General features: G+C 51.6%; 17 protein-coding genes. 7 read left to right on the top strand and 10 right to left on the bottom strand.

Annotated features, from left to right (window positions below):
* Positions 1–29: 29 nt before the first annotated feature.
* Positions 30–524, bottom strand: coding sequence for a permease (locus NF212_RS17660; protein ID WP_434361963.1), 495 nt, complete (start codon positions 522–524; stop codon positions 30–32).
* A gap of 142 nt (positions 525–666) precedes the next feature.
* Positions 667–1,392: a YebC/PmpR family DNA-binding transcriptional regulator gene (locus NF212_RS17655; RefSeq protein ID WP_434361961.1), complete on the bottom strand. Its 726-nt coding sequence runs from the start codon at positions 1,390–1,392 to the stop codon at positions 667–669.
* A 370-nt stretch (positions 1,393–1,762) separates the two neighbouring features.
* On the opposite strand from NF212_RS17655, the gene NF212_RS17650 reads away from it, so the two are divergent.
* The 4 genes from NF212_RS17650 to NF212_RS17635 all read left to right on the top strand — a co-directional run bounded on the left by NF212_RS17650 (position 1,763) and on the right by NF212_RS17635 (position 5,720).
* The gene (locus NF212_RS17650) at positions 1,763–2,359 is read left to right on the top strand and encodes a hypothetical protein (RefSeq protein ID WP_434361960.1); all 597 of its coding nucleotides are present in this window, start codon (positions 1,763–1,765) and stop codon (positions 2,357–2,359) included.
* Positions 2,360–2,362: 3 nt separating this feature from the next.
* Complete coding sequence (locus tag NF212_RS17645) at positions 2,363–3,799, top strand: hypothetical protein (protein WP_434361958.1); 1,437 nt, start codon at positions 2,363–2,365, stop codon at positions 3,797–3,799.
* An 18-nt stretch (positions 3,800–3,817) separates the two neighbouring features.
* Complete coding sequence (locus NF212_RS17640) at positions 3,818–4,321, top strand: hypothetical protein (protein WP_434361956.1); 504 nt, start codon at positions 3,818–3,820, stop codon at positions 4,319–4,321.
* A 157-nt stretch (positions 4,322–4,478) separates the two neighbouring features.
* The gene (locus tag NF212_RS17635) at positions 4,479–5,720 is read left to right on the top strand and encodes a multidrug effflux MFS transporter (RefSeq protein ID WP_434361955.1); all 1,242 of its coding nucleotides are present in this window, start codon (positions 4,479–4,481) and stop codon (positions 5,718–5,720) included.
* Between the two features lie 29 nt (positions 5,721–5,749).
* Here the strand turns inward: NF212_RS17635 and NF212_RS17630 are convergent, their stop codons facing one another.
* The 3 genes from NF212_RS17630 to NF212_RS17620 all read right to left on the bottom strand — a co-directional run bounded on the left by NF212_RS17630 (position 5,750) and on the right by NF212_RS17620 (position 7,874).
* Positions 5,750–6,397 carry a LysE family translocator gene (locus NF212_RS17630; RefSeq protein WP_434361954.1) on the bottom strand — a complete coding sequence of 216 codons (648 nt, stop codon included), beginning with the start codon at positions 6,395–6,397 and terminating at the stop codon, positions 5,750–5,752.
* Positions 6,398–6,567: 170 nt separating this feature from the next.
* Positions 6,568–7,392 carry a DUF5718 family protein gene (locus NF212_RS17625; protein WP_434361952.1) on the bottom strand — a complete coding sequence of 275 codons (825 nt, stop codon included), beginning with the start codon at positions 7,390–7,392 and terminating at the stop codon, positions 6,568–6,570.
* Between the two features lie 131 nt (positions 7,393–7,523).
* Complete coding sequence (locus NF212_RS17620; RefSeq protein ID WP_434361950.1) at positions 7,524–7,874, bottom strand: DUF333 domain-containing protein; 351 nt, start codon at positions 7,872–7,874, stop codon at positions 7,524–7,526.
* 392 nt (positions 7,875–8,266) lie between these two features.
* Here NF212_RS17620 and NF212_RS17615 point away from each other — a divergent pair, with 392 nt between their 5' ends.
* Complete coding sequence (locus NF212_RS17615) at positions 8,267–8,608, top strand: zinc ribbon domain-containing protein YjdM (RefSeq protein WP_054673191.1); 342 nt, start codon at positions 8,267–8,269, stop codon at positions 8,606–8,608.
* Between the two features lie 228 nt (positions 8,609–8,836).
* A complete protein-coding gene (locus NF212_RS17610; RefSeq protein ID WP_434361948.1) occupies positions 8,837–10,123 on the top strand; it encodes a mechanosensitive ion channel family protein in 1,287 nt (428 codons plus the stop codon).
* A gap of 9 nt (positions 10,124–10,132) precedes the next feature.
* Here the strand turns inward: NF212_RS17610 and NF212_RS17605 are convergent, their stop codons facing one another.
* A complete protein-coding gene (locus NF212_RS17605) occupies positions 10,133–10,900 on the bottom strand; it encodes a slipin family protein (protein ID WP_434361946.1) in 768 nt (255 codons plus the stop codon).
* A 14-nt stretch (positions 10,901–10,914) separates the two neighbouring features.
* Positions 10,915–12,318 carry an NfeD family protein gene (locus tag NF212_RS17600; protein WP_434361944.1) on the bottom strand — a complete coding sequence of 468 codons (1,404 nt, stop codon included), beginning with the start codon at positions 12,316–12,318 and terminating at the stop codon, positions 10,915–10,917.
* Positions 12,319–12,594: 276 nt separating this feature from the next.
* Here NF212_RS17600 and NF212_RS17595 point away from each other — a divergent pair, with 276 nt between their 5' ends.
* On the top strand, positions 12,595–12,957 hold the full coding sequence (locus tag NF212_RS17595) for a hypothetical protein (protein WP_434361942.1): 363 nt from the start codon (positions 12,595–12,597) through the stop codon (positions 12,955–12,957).
* A gap of 68 nt (positions 12,958–13,025) precedes the next feature.
* On the opposite strand, the gene rodA is transcribed toward NF212_RS17595, so the two are convergent.
* The 3 genes from rodA to NF212_RS17580 form a co-directional block, all read right to left on the bottom strand.
* The gene (gene rodA / locus NF212_RS17590) at positions 13,026–14,135 is read right to left on the bottom strand and encodes a rod shape-determining protein RodA (RefSeq protein WP_434361941.1); all 1,110 of its coding nucleotides are present in this window, start codon (positions 14,133–14,135) and stop codon (positions 13,026–13,028) included.
* Positions 14,136–14,291: 156 nt separating this feature from the next.
* Positions 14,292–17,441, bottom strand: coding sequence for an efflux RND transporter permease subunit (locus NF212_RS17585; RefSeq protein ID WP_434361940.1), 3,150 nt, complete (start codon positions 17,439–17,441; stop codon positions 14,292–14,294).
* Between the two features lie 12 nt (positions 17,442–17,453).
* Positions 17,454–18,599: an efflux RND transporter periplasmic adaptor subunit gene (locus NF212_RS17580; protein WP_434361939.1), complete on the bottom strand. Its 1,146-nt coding sequence runs from the start codon at positions 18,597–18,599 to the stop codon at positions 17,454–17,456.
* Positions 18,600–18,626: the final 27 nt, after the last annotated feature.

Genomic DNA, 18,626 nt, shown 5'->3' with positions numbered 1-18,626 from the left:
CCTGAATTAAAAACGAGTGGAAAGCCGGGTTACTCAAGAATGCTGATTTTTCGGTAAATAATGCTGTTTTTAGTTCGAATTTCGACTGCCAGAGTGATAACAAATGCGAAAATGCCAACAAGTACAGATGCAACCATCGGCGATACCATTACGATTCCGAAGAACTTGGTCCACAGTACAGCCAGGACAATAAACCAGCCAAACAGAGTGGTCGCATTTCCCAAGGAAATAGACAGCAATTGTGGGAATAGTGAATGCGCTAACTGACTTTCACACTGAGGGTATTGATTCTTCAGCTGACGGATAAAAAGCTTCGAGGTGATAAGCGTCAGAATGATGCCCAACCCAAAAGTCATGGAGACTGCCTGGCCCCAAACAGTAGTGGTATTAGACGAAATTATATCAAGTGAGATAGGTATCGCTGGCTCGCTTTTGAAAAGATAGTAGGCGATAACGCTATTGATTATACCGTTGATGAGTCCGGATCCCAGAGAGTCTTTAATACTGATGTGAGTGTCACGCATAAAACAATCATACATATTACAAAATGATGTTTATTATGCCACCGATCAATGTATTGTGCGAAAATCAATACATATAGATATGGAATAAAAGAAAAAACGGGCCGAATGGCCCGTTTTTATCACGTGAAATACCGAGAGGGGATTACTCTTCTGGCAGTTCTGCGTTGTGGTATACGTTTTGTACGTCGTCGCAATCGTTCAGGGCGTCCAGGAACTTCTCGAAAGAAGCCACGTCGTCGCCAGTAAGCTCAGTGTTGGTTTGAGGAACGAAAGTGATTTCTTCAACGTCCAGAGTGACTTCAGGCATGCTTTCTGCCAGCGCATTCTTCACTTTGAAGAATTCAGTGTGAGGGGCGAATACAGTGATGATACCGTCTTCGAGCTCGATGTCTGCAACGTCACAGTCAGCCATCATCAGGTTTTCCAGTACCGCTTCTTCATCTTCGCCTTTGAACTGGAATACAGCCTGGTGGTCGAACATGTGAGATACCGCGCCAGGGCCACCGATCTTAGCGTTGTTTTTCACGAAGCACTGACGTACGTCCATGAAAGTACGGTTGTTGTTGTCTGTCAGACAGTCAACAATTACTGAGCAACCACCAGGACCGAAACCTTCGTAACGTGCTACTTCATAGTTTTCGCCGCCACCGCCGTTGGCTTTGTCGATGGCTTTATCAATTACGTGGCTAGGCACTTGGTCTTTCTTGGCTTTTTCAATCAGACGGCGCAGAGACAGGTTGGTATCTGGGTCAGTACCACCGTTTTTTGCAACAACGTAGATTTCTTTACCGTATTTGGAATAAACCTTGATTTTGGCGCCTTGTGTTTTCGCCATTGAAGCTTTACGAACTTCGAAACTGCGTCCCATGGGGAGTCACTCTCTTCAATTTGTATTGTTGACAGATTGGGTCGGATTCTACCAGTTGGCAGGTGTTCAAGGCTAGTCACTCAGATCAATTTAACGTTCCACAATGGCTATTTGAATGACAAATACTAAGTAAAAATCGGGTTTAAATGAGATTTGGTGGAAAAAGCAGCAGGTTTTCAAGTCGTGACAGTGGTATAAGCCATTAGTTTCCCCGGTTGCTGACTTCCGCTTTCCTTTTTTTAGGTCAGTAATTTGATTTGGCGGCATTCTTCAAAGACAGACATCCTCAGGGGACATGCATACCTACAGTTAATAGGTTCAAGGCAGGGGAGTATTGAACAACCTGATTTCTGATTCTGAGGAGATTCTCATGCCTTCCATACAGGACGTGGCTGATCAGATAAATGCCCGACTTGATCAGATCAATACCCATACAAACAACACGGCCCAGAATACGGCGGATATCCATACTGTTAATACCCAGATTCACGCAGAGCTTCAGCAGGCCAATAACCGCCTATTTCAGATTGAACATACCATGGCAACGGGCTTTGCCAATGTATCCCAAGGCATCCATGCTCTGTTGACCGTGCAGTTGGCCGCACTGGACTTGCTAGATCACAACCGTAAGCAAAATGACAACATCATTTGTGAGCTAGTCAACGGTAACGAATTACTTTGTAACATCATGCGCAAACTCGGTACGCAGGTAGAGCTGAGCCATGCTGCGCTTGAATCAGCATTGCGCGTTGAGGGAATTACCGAACGTGTAAATCCCGGTGAAGCAGCCGATTACGACCGTAACCTAGACCTTCATATCAAAATTGAGGAATGTTGCCCGGATGAACCGGACCGGCCGGAGCCTTGTCCGAGGGTCTGTGACAGCCCGGATTATGACCCCCGAATTACCCTGGATTTTAAGTGGCAGCCATTGCCGACACCACAGCGCCCAAAACCGGAGGGTTAGCCTATGGCGATGTTTATCCTTGATGACGCCTCCGGCATCGGTTCGGACGACGTCGATTCGCTGGCAGCGTTTGTGGATCTGGTGATTATTGCCAATGACGACGGGGTCGGGTTGGATGACCCGGCCGGAGGCCTGCAACAGGTAACTTACAGCCGGACCGAAAATGGTGCGCCCCAGGTTCGGCTGGATACGCTGGTGAATACTGACTTCTCACCGGATTATGGCGGCGGTGCTGCCAATGTCGATACCATCATAATTGCCGGATTGTCTGGTTTTACACTGGATGACGGGACATCATTTGCCAACAACGGGACGGCTCTTCCCCCTGCCAGCAGTGGACTGCCGGGCGCAACGTTTAACACCACAGAAAACTGCCTGGTGATCTACGACACGCAGCAGAACATTTGCGTCGCCCGGGACGGCACCAACGGAACTATCGACTTGCCGATTTCCAATCCGGTGGTGCTGTACCATGAACTGTCCCATGCTTTCCGGATTGTTAACAACACCTTGCTGAACCTGACCGCCGGTTGTAACCCTTCATCACCGGAAGAAAACGCCGCGATTACTGATGAAAATGATATGCGAACCCAGATTGCCAACCGGCAGGGAGAAACCCCGGTATTGCGGGACCCCGGCATTCATTGTGGTTCAGTCGGGTGCAGTTCCGGTGGCTGCTGTATTATCGCAACCGTTGCATCCAAATCACTGAGTTCAGAACAGGTTCAGTACCTGCGCGGAGTGCGGGATCATTTCGTGCGCAGCACTGAGGTTGGCTTTGCCTTTTTTGAACGTTTTTTCCATGACTACTATGCGTTTTCACCACAGGTCTGCACCATCATGGCGGGCCATCCCAATGTGGGTGACCATTTACTTGAGGGTTACATCAATCCGCTGCTCGATTTCTGGAAGATGATGATTGAGCGGTCCAGTGAGAGTTTCCAACCCGGAAGCCTCGGAGACCTGTTTTCCCAAATACATCCAGACAGGGAAGCGGCGAAAGCCCGGTTCAAAGCGCTGAAAAAGACCGAATCCTATTGGTCTCCCGGCTATGCCTTTAACCCACTGGTTCCCCGTAAATTAATTCAGCTCCTTAAAGATCACGCCTGGCGCAGTGAACATATTCAATGGGCGCTGATTCGCCCCGTGCGTATTTACTATGACCTGCTGGAGGCATGGCTTTCAGGCGCTGACACTGATGAACTCGACCGCCTTTTCGAACACAAACTGTCTGAATGGGTGCCGGATGTGCCACTAAGCGAGGTTTGGGCATCGTTGCCGGTGAGAAACCTTGAGCGGGAATTGACTTTTTGTGAAACGGCATTGCTGAAATCTGAGCACAACAGGCAGCGTTTTTACAGCCGTTTAAAGCAGAAATTTGCTGATATTACCGCCGTGAACCGGGTTCTGGATCTCAGACGTAGTGCTGGACTGGCCTGAGCGTAAAGGAGGCTGATTATGGCTGAAAAGAGCAAAGCCGAGGATATGAAAGCGGATATCAAAAAGGTCGCGCAGTCTGGCGGTGTTTTGAAAGTGAAGATCCGGCTTTCTAACAAGGCTGGGCGAGCACAGCACTATATTTCGGATGTACGTGCAACCCGGTATGACCCGGCCACGCGGACGCTGACCCTTTGCATGTCTGACGAGGGCAGGGAAGTGGTGCCCGGCGCAATTGCGAAACTGCCTGTTTTTCGCTTTGTGGACCCCAACAGCGATGCAGAATTTGAGCTGGAAATTCCGGACCGCATCGTCAAATTGAAGCGAAACGCCCCTGATGGGGGGCTGGCATTTGAAACACACCAACTTTCCGATGCGGAATCTATTAACGTAGAGGTTGCCTGGGCGGATGTTCCCTATTACCCGGATACCCGGCAAAAATCTGATGACAGCAGGATGCCCGCCGCGCGTTGGGAGCAGCACAAAGCCAGGGCATTTAAGAAGTTGAAACTAGGTGCCGGTTAGCTTGGTATTCCCGAATTTCGGTACTGTACTAAACAGCCTCGAAGGAGGCTGTTTTTTTGCATTCTTTCCTTGGGGGACATAATTCCAGTCTGAGAATTCACTTATCATACAAAAATGCGACTGAGATAATACTCCCTGTCAACGATAAGGGGGGACAATGCCAGCACGTTTTGAATTCAGAACCGTTTTAATCGCCTGCCTGATTGTCAGTATCGGGCAATTGAGTGTGGGGTTGCTCTTCCCCGCATTGCCTGCCATCAGTGAAACCTTTGATATCTCATCTGATTCAACCCAGGCCCTAATCTCTCTGTACCTTCTCGGTTTTGGTTCCTCTCAGCTGGTCTATGGCCCGCTGTCTGATACCTTCGGCAGACGCCCGGTATTGCTGACAGGTTTACTCATTGCGTTGGCGGGAATTGCTCTTTCGCTGTTTGGTTCTGCGCATTTTGAAATGCTGGTGGCCGGCCGGTTCCTGCAAGGTGTTGGTGCAGGGTGCTGTGCCGTATTGTCCCGTGCCTGTATCCGGGATAATTACAACGGGGCTGAACTGTCTACGGCATTAAGTTGGCTGGCAATCGTTGCTTCTTTTACTCCCATTGTTGCCCCCCTGTTTGGCGGTATCGTAAACCACTATTTTGGCTGGGTATCCGTGTTTGCGGTGATGCTTGGCTATGTATTGCTGGTATGGCTGGTGCTGGTCATGCGGTTTGAAGAGACGCTGAAGGATGTTCGCCTTCCGCCGAGCCTGCGAACCACCCTGAGAAATTACCGTGGGCTGTTTTCATCCCGCCATTTCCTGAGTTTCGCGGCAATCGGCTGGCTGAATTACACCCTGGTAGTGGTCGCAATTTCACTGATGCCGTTCATCATGCAGGTGCAGCTTGGCTTAACATCTGAAGAGTATGCGCTGTGGGCGTTACTGCCGGCAGTCGGCCTGATGTGTGGGGGGATTCTCAGCAACCGGCTACGGCGTCGCTTATCAGAGCGTCAGGTACTGGTTCTTGCGCCGTTTATCCAGGTTTCCGCTGGGCTGTGGTTTGTACTGGTCACCCCGTCACCCCTTTTGATGATGCTGGGCCAGTTCAGTATGGCGATGGCGAACGGTGTGGCTTTCCCCAATGCCCAGGCCATGCTGATGCAGCCCTACGGAGGTAACAAAGCCGGGACGACTGCAGCGTTGTCCGGAGCCTGCCAGATGGTGTTTGCTTCTGTCATCAGTGCGACGTTGATGAAGACAGGGATGAGTCAGGCATGGCACCTGGGCATTTTGCTGATTGTTGGCGCCGGTATCAGCATCAGCCTGATTCAGTCTGGCTTTCGCATTACACCGGACAACGAGGACTCTTCTTCCTCCCAACCCCCAGGGGATATCGATCAGAAACAAAACAGCCCGGTTTAAACCGGGCTGCTTTATGTCTGGAACGTTCATTACACCGTATGAGTGGCGACTTCTGAGGTAAGCAGCCAGACAGCCAGTGCAAAGAACACCAGACCCATCACCTTGTGCTGCCAGTTCCGGAACGTCTGGCTCTTCAGCAGAGCCTGACCCACAGACCCTACCATCGCGACCAGCAATAGGTTAAACAGAAGGCCACAGATATTGAGTAGCAGGCCGAGAACCAGCAATTGCTCGCCGGATGATGCGGCAATTTTGGTCGAGACAAATTGCGGCAGGAAAAGCACAAAAAACAGCAGGGCTTTGGGGTTCAGCAGGTTGCTGAATACAGCGCGCCGGTAGAGCTTGCGCGCCAGATGGCTTTCAGCATGCAAGTTTTCCGCGTCCCCGGCAGCGGCTGTACGTAGGCAATCCCAACCCATTTTCAGAAGGTAAGCACCGCCAACCAGTTTAAGCACAGTTAGGGCGGTCGGGCTGACAGCGATAAGTGCAGAAATACCTGCCGCAGCCAGCAGGGTCAGGATAATGCCTGATGTGGCATTGCCAAGGCTGGCAAAAATGCCGACGCGTTTGCCATAGCTAAGGCTTGCACTGGTAATCAGCAGCATGTCCGGGCCCGGGATCAGCAAAAGCGCCAATACAGCCGTCATATAGACCGGCAATACGGAATAATCGATCATAAAAGGTGGTTTCAGGAAGCGAGGAACAGGGCGGGAATTGTATTGGATTCTGGCGAGGAAGTAAGGGACAGGATTGTTGGTGTTATGTTGTCACTCAGTAACAATTGAGGCCAGTAAAAATGCCGCATAGAGCGGCATTATGTCGAACAGGTTTATCCGCAAGGATGAACTTAGACAACACGCTGGATAAGTGCAGAAATGCCTTCTTCGTCCAGTTCGCGCTCTGCTGCCATTGCTGCAATTTGCCCGGACGTGTAGAGGGTCGAATCGTACACCACCACGATGCTGATATCGTCCGGTTGCAGGAAATGCGTTTCCCCGTAAGGGGTGTAACGGGTTGCTCCAATGCTGATGAGTGCCTGCTCAGGGTATTTGGCATCTTTCAGGTAAATGCTGATTGGTTCAGCCGGGCCAACATCTTCCTGGTTGTTCATGCGATCCACAATCCAGTCGGTCAACTTTTGGTGGAAATAGCTGTAGCCAACCACCGGGCTATCTTCACCATAGGTATGGCAATGGCCGTCACGGATATGGAAACAGGCAATACGGAACTTGTCCAACACACCGCCTGCGCCGAAGTGGTCAATGTCAAAGAGGGTCTCTGACAGACCTTTGGTATTGCGGCCCCAGTTTTTCTTTTCGCTGATTTTGCGTGCACCCGGCTTGCGGATGGAGCAGTCGTTGTAAGCGCCGAACTGACGGGGAACGAGGTTGGAAACCTTGCCGTCGTGGTATTCGATATCACAAAGCAGCGCAACTTCAGGTTCGATCTGAAGGTTGTCAGCATGTTCCGGCGCATTAATGGTGTTGATGGAAAGCGGGTAGGTCGACAAGAAACTCTTGCAGCCTGACGGCAGATAAAACGGGAAAATAGCCTTTGGTTGGATGGCTTCTTTTACTTCGACAGCCAGAAAATCGCGATCCTCGCCTGCTTGCTCCAAATGACCGGCAAAGTTGCCTGCCACACCCAAACCGATAACATGTCTGTAAGTCATAACAGCTCTGTAACATTATGAAAGATGGTGTATTTTATCGCTAAGGTCAGAGCCGGCGCAGAAATTTATGCTGCATGTTTGCAGTGGATCATAGAATCCGTGCCGCGTGGGTGTTGAAGGCGTTGGATGGTTTAAAATCCGGCAATGATCTCAGTTTTTTGCGAAGGACGAGGAAGGCTTGCCTGATAATGCCACCAGGCATCGACTTCGATCCCGTTTTCAAGGCGGCAAAGGGCATAGATGCCATGATTGTCACGAAGACGGACATATTCGCCATTGGTCTGGATGCAATGTGCAACGGCCTTATCCCGCACTACCAGCAGCGTTTCCGGCTTTTGGTCGGCGGTATTGCTGTAACGGGGTTGTGAGCACCCTGCTAGTGAAATAAGCGTAACGGTGACCAGAAATCCATTTTTCACCATTCCTGGTATTCCAGCTAGTTTTCGTTTACCAGTGAGCTTTCCCTTGTGTCTTCTGCTCATATCCGCCTCCTTGGCCGCTTGAGGAATTTATCTGGGCGGTAAGTCAGCTTATAGCGTGGGTTAACACCTTGACGGAAAAAGAATGAGATAGTCCCAGAACTTGGACGTTCCAGGGTACTCAGGGGTACGGAGAGCGAAATTTCGTCAATTTCTGTTGGTGGCATTGGTTTACTGTTGGTTATTACTTGATAACCGTGAGGGTGGTTTTGTTTCTTGCTTGATCTAAATGTTGCCACCTTGGATTTAGTGTGGTTGCGGTGTGGTGTAGCTAACGTTAACGGGGAGGGTGTGAATGTGTTGAATTACAGCAGTCAACGCGTTTGGCTGTACCACAGGGGGGCGGTTTGTTATAGACTACCGCCTCTTTTTTCACGCTGACAGAGGCTATACAAATGTCTGCATTACCAAATTGCCCAAAGTGCAACTCAGAATATACCTACGAAGATGGCATGATGTACGTATGCCCGGAATGTGCCCACGAGTGGTCACAGGACGCTGCTGCTGATGCTGCCGAAGACGAGCGTGTGATCAAGGATTCTAACGGTAACGTTCTGCAGGACGGCGACACTGTTACTGTTATTAAAGATCTGAAGGTGAAGGGTTCTTCTCTGGTTGTTAAGGTTGGCACCAAAGTTAAGAACATCCGCCTGTGTGACGGTGACCACGACATCGATTGTAAAATCGACGGCATCGGCGCAATGAAACTGAAGTCAGAGTTCGTTAAGAAAGCCTGATTCGGTTGCGAATGAAGCGGGCTGAGGCCCGCTTTGTTTTATGTTGATTCCGGCAATTCATTAAACTGCTTCTTTCCACCTGATTCCTACCCTGATTCTGTCCACTTCTGGACCGATTAAAGCCACCGCTCACCAGCTTTTTACCTCCTGTATCGTAATTGTCGCAACTCCCAGTATCTACGCGATTTAGTCTGAACGTTATGACTGTAATTACGCGTGGGGGCAGCTTTGTTAGATCATTCCATCAGGGCGTATGTTGCTGAAAAACTGACAGCGATTGGCGTGAACAACGACCCTTATGGCGTCTATTCAACCCTGATTTTTGTTACGGGCGCCTTGCTTGTGGCGCTGCTCGCTTATTTGCTTGTCCACCGGGTATTTATCCGGTTGTTTAAAGCCCTGCTAAGCCGTTCCAAGGATAACTGGGTAAAAGGCCTTGCCCGGTTTCGGGTGCTCGATAAACTCGCGCTGCTTATTCCGGTCATGGTGCTGGAACTTTCAGTACCACCCATTCTTGCCCGCCACCCGCTGTTGTCGATGCTCACTGACAGGGTACTGAGTGTGACAGTATTGATCTTGTTTATCTGGATGCTGTTTTCCCTGCTGGATGCCCTGAACGAGCTGGCATCAATGAAAGGCATTACCCGGCGCCTGCCGATTAAAAGTTTTGTACAGCTGATAAAGCTGTTCACCTTCTTTGTTGGGGTGGTGGTTTCCATTTCAGTCTTTGCTGATGAATCACCGGTTTATTTCCTTTCCGGGTTGGGTGTGGCAACCGGTCTGGTGCTTCTGGTGTTCAAGGACACGATTTTGGGATTTGTCGCCGGTATTCAGCTGTCGGCAAACCGGATGGTGAGCCTGAGTGACTGGATAGAAATGGAAGAATTCGGGGCAAATGGCACCGTAGAAGAGATATCGCTGACCACTGTCAAAGTACGCAATTTCGACAATACCGTCACTATGCTTCCAGCCTATGCACTGGTACAGAATGCCTTTGTTAACTGGCAGGGAATGTCAGATTCAGGCGGGCGACGCATCATGCGGGCATTTTACATTGATGTCACGTCTATCCGGTTTATGTCTGAAGAGGAAATCGAAGCACTGAAAGAGGTGAGGATTCTGAGAGAATACCTGTTTGAACGTACAAAGGAGATCAGGGAATTTAATGAAAACCTGGGAGATGTCCTCCACGTCGCTAACACCCGCAATATGACCAATATTGGTACTTTTCGTGCCTACCTGAACACCTACCTCCGAAGCCACAAGGATATCCACCCCTATATGCTCTTTATGGTGCGCCAGTTGCCACCGACCTCAAACGGACTGCCGCTGCAGATTTACGCCTTTACCAACAACACAGACTGGACTTACTACGAAGGAGTACAGGCGGACATCTTCGACCATATTTATGCCATTATGCCGCTGTTTGGGTTGCGCCCTTACCAGGCATTCGGTGGGCATGATGCAACCCGAATTGGGGAAAAGGGGATGACACAGCCCGGATCTCCGGGCTGAGACTCCGGGTTAGTCCTTTGGCGCTTTGGTTTTCATGATTTCCGACAGCGACTCCACCAGGTTAATCGGCATCGGGAATACGATGGTGGACGTCTTTTCGTTGGCGATTTCCGTGAGAGTTTGCATGTAGCGCAGTTGCAGCGCATTCGGGGCTTCATTCAGCATATCGGCAGCCTCTTTGAGTTTGCTTGATGCTTCCAGCTCACCGGTGGCATGAATTACTTTCGCCCGCCGGTTTCGCTCTGCTTCTGCTTGCCTGGCGAGGGCGCGTACCATGCTGTCATCCAAATCGACATGCTTAACTTCCACCGTAGCAATTTTAATGCCCCAGTCATCAGTTTGCTGGTCAAGGATCCCCTGTAAATCCCGGTTTAACCTGTCGCGCTCAGAAAGCAGTTCATCCAGTTCATGCTGGCCGAGTACAGATCGCAATGTGGTTTGGGCCAGCTGGCTGGTCGCTTCCAGGTAGCTTTCCACGTTGTTGATGGCCATCTGCGGGTCAAGCACCCGGAAATAGACTACGGCGTTGACCCGGACAGAAACGTTATCCCTGGTAATCAAGTCTTGGGTGGGGACGTCAAGGACAATGGTTCGCAGGTCTACCCTTACCATCTGTTGGACAAAAGGGATAAGAATGATTAGGCCGGGGCCTTTCACATCCTGAAACCGGCCAAGGAAAAAGACCACGCCACGCTCATACTCCCGCAGCACCTTGAACATGTTGACCAGCAAGATCGCCAGTAACACTAATAGCACAGCCGTTGTGTAGAGAACCATATCAGCCTCCAAGCTTATTTTTTGATTCGTGGTGTAACGGAGAGCTTGAGCCCCCGAATTTTTTCTACGGTTACCTGGTCACCTTTTTTCAGTGGCGTTTCCGAGTGGGCTGTCCAGAATGTTCCGTCCATCTGTACGCGGCCTTCGCCGTCGATAAAGTCGTCAGTGACCAGTGCGAGCTTTCCTGTCATGGTCTGTATGCCGGTCGTCACTTTACGTCGCCGGATTTTCAATAACATGGTGACCATCAGCAGTATCAGCGCAAGCGAGAAAATAGCGACGCCGGCAATCAGCGGGATGGCTACCTGATAGCCGGGCAAATCGCTGTCCATCAGGAAAATCGACCCCAACACAAAGGCGACGATGCCGCCAAGGCCAAGTATGCCAAAGCTCGGGCTGAACGCTTCTGCCACCATCAGGGCAATACCGAGCAGAATCAGTCCTAGCCCGGCGTAATTAACGGGCATCATTTGCAACGCGTACATGGCGAGAAGCAGGCAGATACCGCCCAAGACGCCGGGAAGTCCAATACCCGGGTTATAGAACTCCAACAACAGGCCATAGATACCAATCAACATCAGGATATACGCCACGTTGGGATTGGTGATAACGGCAAGCATTTCGGCCCGCCAGTCGGGGATACGCTCAACCCATACTGGATCTTTTAGTGACAACGTCGCTTTATTGCTGTTAATTGATATTTCCCGACCGTCAGCCTGTCTGACCAGTTCTTCAGGGGAATTGGCGATAAAGTCAATAACACCCAGCTCCAGGGCTTCGGTCGCGTCCAGGCTTGCAGCTTCACTGACCGCTTTTTCAGCCCACTCTGCATTCCGGCCGTGCAACCGGGCAAGTCCCTTAATGTATGCACGGGCGTCATTAATGACTTTTTTCTCCATTGCAGTGTCTGAGGGTACTTTATCGCTGTCTGGCTTTTCAGTTTTTTCATCGGTGGTATCACCAGATTCATTCTCTTCCTCTGGTGGAGACCCCGGTTTGGAAGGTGTCCCTGGAGCCTGTCCACCGCCGATTGCAACGGGCGTTGCTGCGCCAAGGTTAGTTGCTTCTGCCATGGAGGCTATATGGCTGGCTAACAGAATATAGGTGCCGGCACTGGCTGCCCTGGAGCCGGATGGGCCCACCCAGGTGGCGATGGGGGTAGCTGAGGTAGTAATAGCCCGGATGATATCTCGCATCGCGCTGTCCAGCCCTCCGGGTGTATCCATCTTCAGGATAACCAGGCTGACGCCTTCGGTTTGAGCCAGTTCAATTTCCCGGCTGATGTAGTCACTGGATGCAGGGCCGATTGCGCCTTTAACCGGAACTACCCACACAGTGTCTGCATTAGCTTGCCAAGAAAAGAGAAAAAGCCCACACAGCAGCATTACAGTAAAGCGGATGTAAGACAGTATGTTCATATCTGCCTCCGACTGAAATTTGCCTTATTTAGAGTGTAGTTAGGGTTGGGGTGGCACAAAGATTTAAAAAGGCAACAAAACGTAAAGCTATTTTGACGGCGGTGTGGATTTTTTCGGATCTGGACAAAAAATAACCATGTGCGTATGATTGCGCCCCGTCACAAGATGTGGCGATTCTTCACCCAATGTTACACCGGCAACAGACAGCGATATCAGGAAGCGCCCTCTGTCTGAGAAGTGTAGGACAGAGACGAAACCCAATACGGTAACGCTAATATGGCAATGAACATCCTCAAACTTGGTGGCACCCTTACTCTGGCAACCGGGTGTATCCATTTCGTAAATATGCTCAGTGTCCGCTATTTGGATGCATCCAATGTGTTTGTGTCGGCTGCGAAAATCTGCCTAATGGCAATTCCCTTTATGTATATCGCCAGTATCGGGTTTTCCATTTATTACGGAAGCGGTGCGCGACAGCTTCCCTATGTGTCATTGGTGCTGGTAGCCGCCGGGATGTCGGCGATGATGGGAATTCTTCTGACGTTGTTTATCCAGAAAGCGTCGCCAAGCCCCTTGCAGATGGTTGGTTGTGTGCTGCTGTTGGCCGGCATCGCCCTGACAGTATTGGGAAAACGGTAAAGCGGGTATTTAGGTGAGAAAAGAAAAGCGACCGGTTTGGTCGCTTTTCTCTTTTCTTGTCCCGGAGATCAGTTGTTGAGGCTGTATGGCGTCCAGGGTGCCCCGGCCTGGCGGCGTTTAGGACACAATGCCATGATGATGCCGAAACAGGCACCCTGGGTAATCATTGCGGTACCACCGTAACTGATAAACGGCAGTGGGCTTCCCATTACCGGCAAGAGTCCACTAACCATGCCCAGGTTGATAAAGGCATAAAGGAAGAAGCTGAGCGCCAGCGCACCACTCACCAGACGCGAATAGGCGGAATCGCTCTGGCTTGCCAGCCACAAAGCCCGGCCTGCAATGAACAGGTAGAGGCAGACTATCAGCGCACTGCCAAAGTAGCCCCATTCTTCTGCAAAGGTAGAGAAGATGAAATCGGTATGGCTTTCCGGGATAAAACCGAGCTGGCCCTGAGTTGCGTTCATAAAGCCTTTGCCCTTGATGCCACCGGAACCGATAGCGATCAGGGACTGGATAATCTGGTATCCGGCTCCAAGGGGGTCCGATTCCGGGTTCAGGAACTGGGTAACCCGCATTTTCTGGTAATCCGCCATAAAGAAGAACCAGAGCACAGGCACGGCAGCGGCAACTGTCCCCACCACAGTAGCGATAATCTTCCAGCTCATCCCGGCCAGATACAGCACAAAGAGTGCGTAAATGGCGGTAAAGATTGCACCATCGAGGTCGGGCTGGATAACGATAAGCCCGGCGGGAAGGGCAGTTACCGCCAGACACATAAATATTTTCTTGAGGCCAGGTCGTCCGGGATCCTTAACGATCAGCCAGGCCACCATCATTGGGACAGCGACCTTCACCAGCTCTGAAGGCTGGAAGCGAATCGGCCCCAGTGCCAGCCATCGTTTCGAACCATTGGTGGTATCACCGGCAACGATGACGCCCAGTAGCAGTATTACCGCCAACCCAAACAGGTAAGGGGCGATATCCTTGAATTTTTTCGCCGGAATGGCAGATAAAGCCAGCATGGCGGTAATGGCCATGAATGCACGCGCGAGGTGGCGTTCGATAATGGGCATGCTATAACCGCTGGCACTCCATACACTCATAGAGCCGATGGCTATCAGCGTACAGATGGCAAAGAACAGCGGATAGTCCAGCCGAGGTCGGTAAATCAGCACAGAAAAGGAATCCAACTAGGTTACAAGCGAGCATCACAGTAGCGTGTACGCAAAAAATTGCAATAGCGAAAGCGGGCAGGGGAGCATTTCTTCGGTGTAGGAACAACCAAAGGGCCACTTTCGTGACCCTTTGAGAGTGTGCAAGCAAGGAAAGAATTACTGGGTTGCCAGCTTATCCAGTTTGCGCTGGCGTCGCTGTTCACGCTCACGCTGGCTGAATATCCGCTCTACCACCACAAAGAACAGCGGTACGAAGAAGATGCCGAGGAAGGTTGAACCCACCATGCCACCCAGTACACCGGTACCGATAGCATTTTGCGCCCCCGAGCCTACACCGGAACTGATAGCCAGTGGTACAACACCTAGGCCAAACGCCAGTGACGTCATCAGGATAGGACGCAGACGTACACGCACGGCGTGCAGTGTCGCTTCCTTCAGAGAGGCTCCTTTCTCGTAGTACTCCTTGGCAAACTCCACAATAAGGATGGCGTTCTTGGTCGCCAGGCCCACGGTGGTCAGCAGGCCAACCTGGAAGAATACGTCATTCGGCATGCCGCGTGCTGTCATCGCAACGATGGCACCGATAACGCCCAGAGGCACAACCAGGATAACCGCCAGTGGTACTGACCAGCTTTCATAGAGTGCCGCAAGTACCAGGAATACCACCAGAATCGACAGCGCATACAGTGCTGGGGCCTGGTTACCGGACAGACGCTCTTCATAAGAGAGACCGTTCCATTCGATACCAAAGCCCGGTGGCAGTTTGCCGGCCATGTCTTCAATGCTGTCCATCGCTGCACCGGTGCTGTAGCCAGGTACGGTTGCACCCTGGATGTTTACTGCCGGAAGGCCGTTAAAACGCTCCAGACGCGGTGGGCCGAATTCCCATGAGCCGGTGGCAAATGCGGAGAACGGCACCATTTCCCCTTTGCTGTTACGTACAAACCACTTGTCGAGGTCGTCCGGCTGCATGCGGTAGCGGTCCTCACCCTGCACCATGACTTTCTTGATACGGCCACGGTCGATGAAGTCATTCACGTAAGCACCACCCCATGCGGAAGCCAGAACAGAGTTCACTTCAGCAATGTTGAGGTTCAGTGCACGCAGCTTGGCGTGGTCAATGTGCAGTTGGTAAAGCGGCGCATCTTCCTGACCGTTCGGGCGGACACCCACAAGGTTAGGATCCTGTCCGGCCATACCCAGCATCTGGTTACGTGCTGCAATCAGCGCATCGTGGCCGTTACCGCTACGGTCCTGCAGATAGAAGTCGAAGCCGTTTGCTGTACCCAGTTCCATAACCGCTGGTGGTACAAAGGCAAACACCATTGCTTCTTTAATCTGCATGAACGCACCCATCGCGCGACCTGCGATAGACTGAACATCGGTACCCGGTGCAGTACGTTCATCCCAAGGTTTCAGGTTGATAAACGCCATACCCATGTTCTGGCCCATACCGGCGAAGCTGAAGCCCGCAACGGTAAAGACAGACTCAACGGATTCTGCTTCTTCCTTAAGCAGATAAGTCTGCATTTTGTCGAGAACGTTAAGGGTACTCTCCTGGGTGGAGTTCGCAGGCAGGATAGCCTGGGCGAACAAGGTCCCCTGGTCTTCATCCGGCAGGAACGCTGTCGGCATGCGAAGGAACATCCACCCGGTTGCTGCGGTCAGTGCCAGGAAGACAACGAACATGCGGCCGGTGCGTTTGATGATGCTCGCGACACTCGACTCGTAACGGTTGGTACAACGGTCAAACCAGCGGTTGAATGCGCCAAAGAAACCTTTGTCTGTGTAAGCGTGGCCTTTTTCAACCTGTTTGAGCATGGTCGCACACAGTGCCGGGGTCAGGATCATTGCAACCAGCACGGACAGCGCCATTGCCGACACGATGGTGATCGAGAACTGGCGGTAAATAACCCCCGTGGAACCGGACATAAATGCCATCGGTACGAATACCGCAGACAGGGTCAGGCCGATACCGACCAGTGCGCCGGTAATTTGGTCCATCGACTTGCGTGTGGCTTCCAGAGGAGTACAACCTTCCTCTGACATGATGCGCTCAACGTTTTCGACAACAACGATGGCGTCATCCACCAGGAGGCCGATAGCCAGTACCATGGCAAACATCGTCAGCATGTTGACCGAGAAACCGGCAACCGCCAGGATACCGAAGGTTCCCAGGAGAACAACCGGGACGGCAATCATCGGAATCAGGGTTGCGCGGAAGTTCTGCAGGAACAGGTACATGATGACGAACACCAGTACAACGGCTTCCAGCAGGGTCTTCACAACCCCTTCAATTGAGCTGCTGACGAACGGCGTGGTATCAAACGGAACGACCATTTCAAGGCCATCCGGGAAGAAGGCTTCCAGTTCCGCCATACGCTCAAGAACGGCTTCTTTGGTTTCGAGTGCGTTAGCACCCGGTGCCAGCTGGATTGCCAGGCCAGAAGCAGCTTTACCGTTGTAATAGCCGTTGACCATATAGCTTTCTGCGCCTTTCTCCACTTTCGCAACATCGCTAAGCAGAACCTTGGCACCCGTTGAATCTGATTTCAGCACGATGTTGCTGAAATCTTCCTGGGTTTGCAGCAGGGACTGGGAAGATACTGTTGCGTTAAGCTGTTGGCCTTTTACTGACGGGGCACCGCCAAGCTGGCCTGCTGACACCTGTGCGTTTTGCTCACGGATTGCCATGATGACGTCATTGGTGGTCAGGTTGTACTGGTTGAGCTTCAGCGGGTCGAGCCATATACGCATTGCATACTGTGCGCCGAATACCTGGATGTCACCCACGCCGGAAACACGGCTGATCGGGTCCTGGATATTCGATGATACGTAGTCGGCAATGTCGGCCTTGTCCAAGGTACCGTCTTCAGATACGAAGCCCAGCAGCATCAGGAAGCCGGTACCTGCCTTGTTTACGCTCACACCCTGCGCCTGAACCACCTGCGGGAGGAGTGGCATGGCCAGTTGCAGTTTGTTCTGCACCTGGACCTGCGCGATATCGACATCTGCTTCTGCGTTGAAGGTCAGCTTGATACTTGCATTACCAAAGCTGTCACTTTCAGAAGAGATATAGCGGAGGTGGTCGAGGCCGGTCATGCGCTGCTCAATGACCTGCGTGACTGAGTCCTCGACGGTTTTTGCAGAGGCACCCGGATAGTTGGCACTGATGATGATTTGCGGCGGGGCAATTGTCGGGTACTGCGATACCGGCAGCGTACTGATGGAAAGCACACCGGCCAGCATGATGATGATTGCGATTACCCATGCAAAGATCGGTCGATCTATGAAAAAACGAGCCATGATGAGTCCCTGTTAGCTTGCAGGCTTGTCGCTAAGGACGGTTGCGGTGACTTTCGCGCCCGGGCGAATTTTCTGCAAACCTTCCACCACCACTTTGTCGCCTTCTTCAAGGCCGGCAGTAATACGCCATTGGTGGTCAATAGCTTCCGCAGTTTCAACCATGCGGGCTTCCACCTGGTTTTCTTTGTTCACCACCATTGCCATTGCTTCACCGCGTGGTGTGCGGCTGATGGCTTTTTGGGGTACCAGGATAGCTTCAGGGTCAGTGCCAACCGTGACGATAGTACGTACAAACATACCCGGCAGCAGAATACCGTCAGGGTTAGGGAACTCAGCACGCAGGGTAACTGCGCCTGTGGTTTCGTTAACCGTAACCTCAGCAAATTTCATCGAGCCCTTGAACGGATAAACGCTGCCGTCTTCAAGGATCAGGCTGACTTCTGCGGTTTCCGGCTGGTGAAGCTGGCCGCTTGCAATACGCTGTTTCAGGCGAAGCATCTGGGTGCTCGATTGGGCAATGTCTACATTGATGGGATCAAGCTGGGAAATTTTCGCCAAAGCCTGTCCCTGGTTAGCAGTGACCAATGCACCTGGCGTGACGTTTGATTTACTGATACGGCCGGAAATTGGGGCCTGAACCTTGGTGTAGCGCAGGTTTATTTCCGCAGCATTGATAGCGGCTTTGGCAACGGCAACGCTGGCCTGTGCTTCAAGGTAAGCCGCGTTGGCCTGATCATAGTCCTGCTGGCTGATAGCACGGGTTTTTACCAGTTCTTCAAAACGTTTGGCAGTTGCGCGGGTAGATGCGAGTGCCGCCTCAGCACGCTTGAGCTCAGCTTTTGCACTGATAAGCGCCGCTTTATAGGTAGCGTCGTCAATCTGGTACAGTGACTGTCCTTCATCAACGATACCGCCTTCGGTAAAGCTTCGCGCCAGAATGATGCCGTTCACCTGGGGACGCACTTCCGCTTCCATGTATGCCCGGCTGCGGCCCGGCAGTTCCATGGTAATAGCCTGTGCGCCCTGCTTGAGCTCAATGACGTTTACCGGTACGGCTGGCGGTGGTTGGTTATTCTGGGCAGCGTGCGAAGACATATCGCAACCAGATAGCCACAGAGCGGCAGAAATTGCCGTGGCAATCCTGAGTTTTTTGTTCATTTTGACTCCATAGTTTCATCACCCGGT

The organism is Parasalinivibrio latis (genome assembly GCF_036825535.1).
GTDB classification, from domain to species: domain Bacteria; phylum Pseudomonadota; class Gammaproteobacteria; order Enterobacterales; family Vibrionaceae; genus Parasalinivibrio; species Parasalinivibrio latis.
Note: the sequence above shows the minus strand (reverse complement) of the source record. Positions and strands in the feature narration are given on the sequence as shown.

Coding starts and splice junctions, on each gene's coding strand:
- NF212_RS17660 (WP_434361963.1), bottom strand. CDS start 524: ATGCGTGACACTCACATCAGTATTAAAGACTCTCTGGGATCCGGACTC.
- NF212_RS17655 (WP_434361961.1), bottom strand. CDS start 1,392: ATGGGACGCAGTTTCGAAGTTCGTAAAGCTTCAATGGCGAAAACACAA.
- NF212_RS17650 (WP_434361960.1), top strand. CDS start 1,763: ATGCCTTCCATACAGGACGTGGCTGATCAGATAAATGCCCGACTTGAT.
- NF212_RS17645 (WP_434361958.1), top strand. CDS start 2,363: ATGGCGATGTTTATCCTTGATGACGCCTCCGGCATCGGTTCGGACGAC.
- NF212_RS17640 (WP_434361956.1), top strand. CDS start 3,818: ATGGCTGAAAAGAGCAAAGCCGAGGATATGAAAGCGGATATCAAAAAG.
- NF212_RS17635 (WP_434361955.1), top strand. CDS start 4,479: ATGCCAGCACGTTTTGAATTCAGAACCGTTTTAATCGCCTGCCTGATT.
- NF212_RS17630 (WP_434361954.1), bottom strand. CDS start 6,397: ATGATCGATTATTCCGTATTGCCGGTCTATATGACGGCTGTATTGGCG.
- NF212_RS17625 (WP_434361952.1), bottom strand. CDS start 7,392: ATGACTTACAGACATGTTATCGGTTTGGGTGTGGCAGGCAACTTTGCC.
- NF212_RS17620 (WP_434361950.1), bottom strand. CDS start 7,874: ATGAGCAGAAGACACAAGGGAAAGCTCACTGGTAAACGAAAACTAGCT.
- NF212_RS17615 (WP_054673191.1), top strand. CDS start 8,267: ATGTCTGCATTACCAAATTGCCCAAAGTGCAACTCAGAATATACCTAC.
- NF212_RS17605 (WP_434361946.1), bottom strand. CDS start 10,900: ATGGTTCTCTACACAACGGCTGTGCTATTAGTGTTACTGGCGATCTTG.
- NF212_RS17600 (WP_434361944.1), bottom strand. CDS start 12,318: ATGAACATACTGTCTTACATCCGCTTTACTGTAATGCTGCTGTGTGGG.
- NF212_RS17595 (WP_434361942.1), top strand. CDS start 12,595: ATGGCAATGAACATCCTCAAACTTGGTGGCACCCTTACTCTGGCAACC.
- NF212_RS17585 (WP_434361940.1), bottom strand. CDS start 17,441: ATGGCTCGTTTTTTCATAGATCGACCGATCTTTGCATGGGTAATCGCA.
- NF212_RS17580 (WP_434361939.1), bottom strand. CDS start 18,599: ATGAACAAAAAACTCAGGATTGCCACGGCAATTTCTGCCGCTCTGTGG.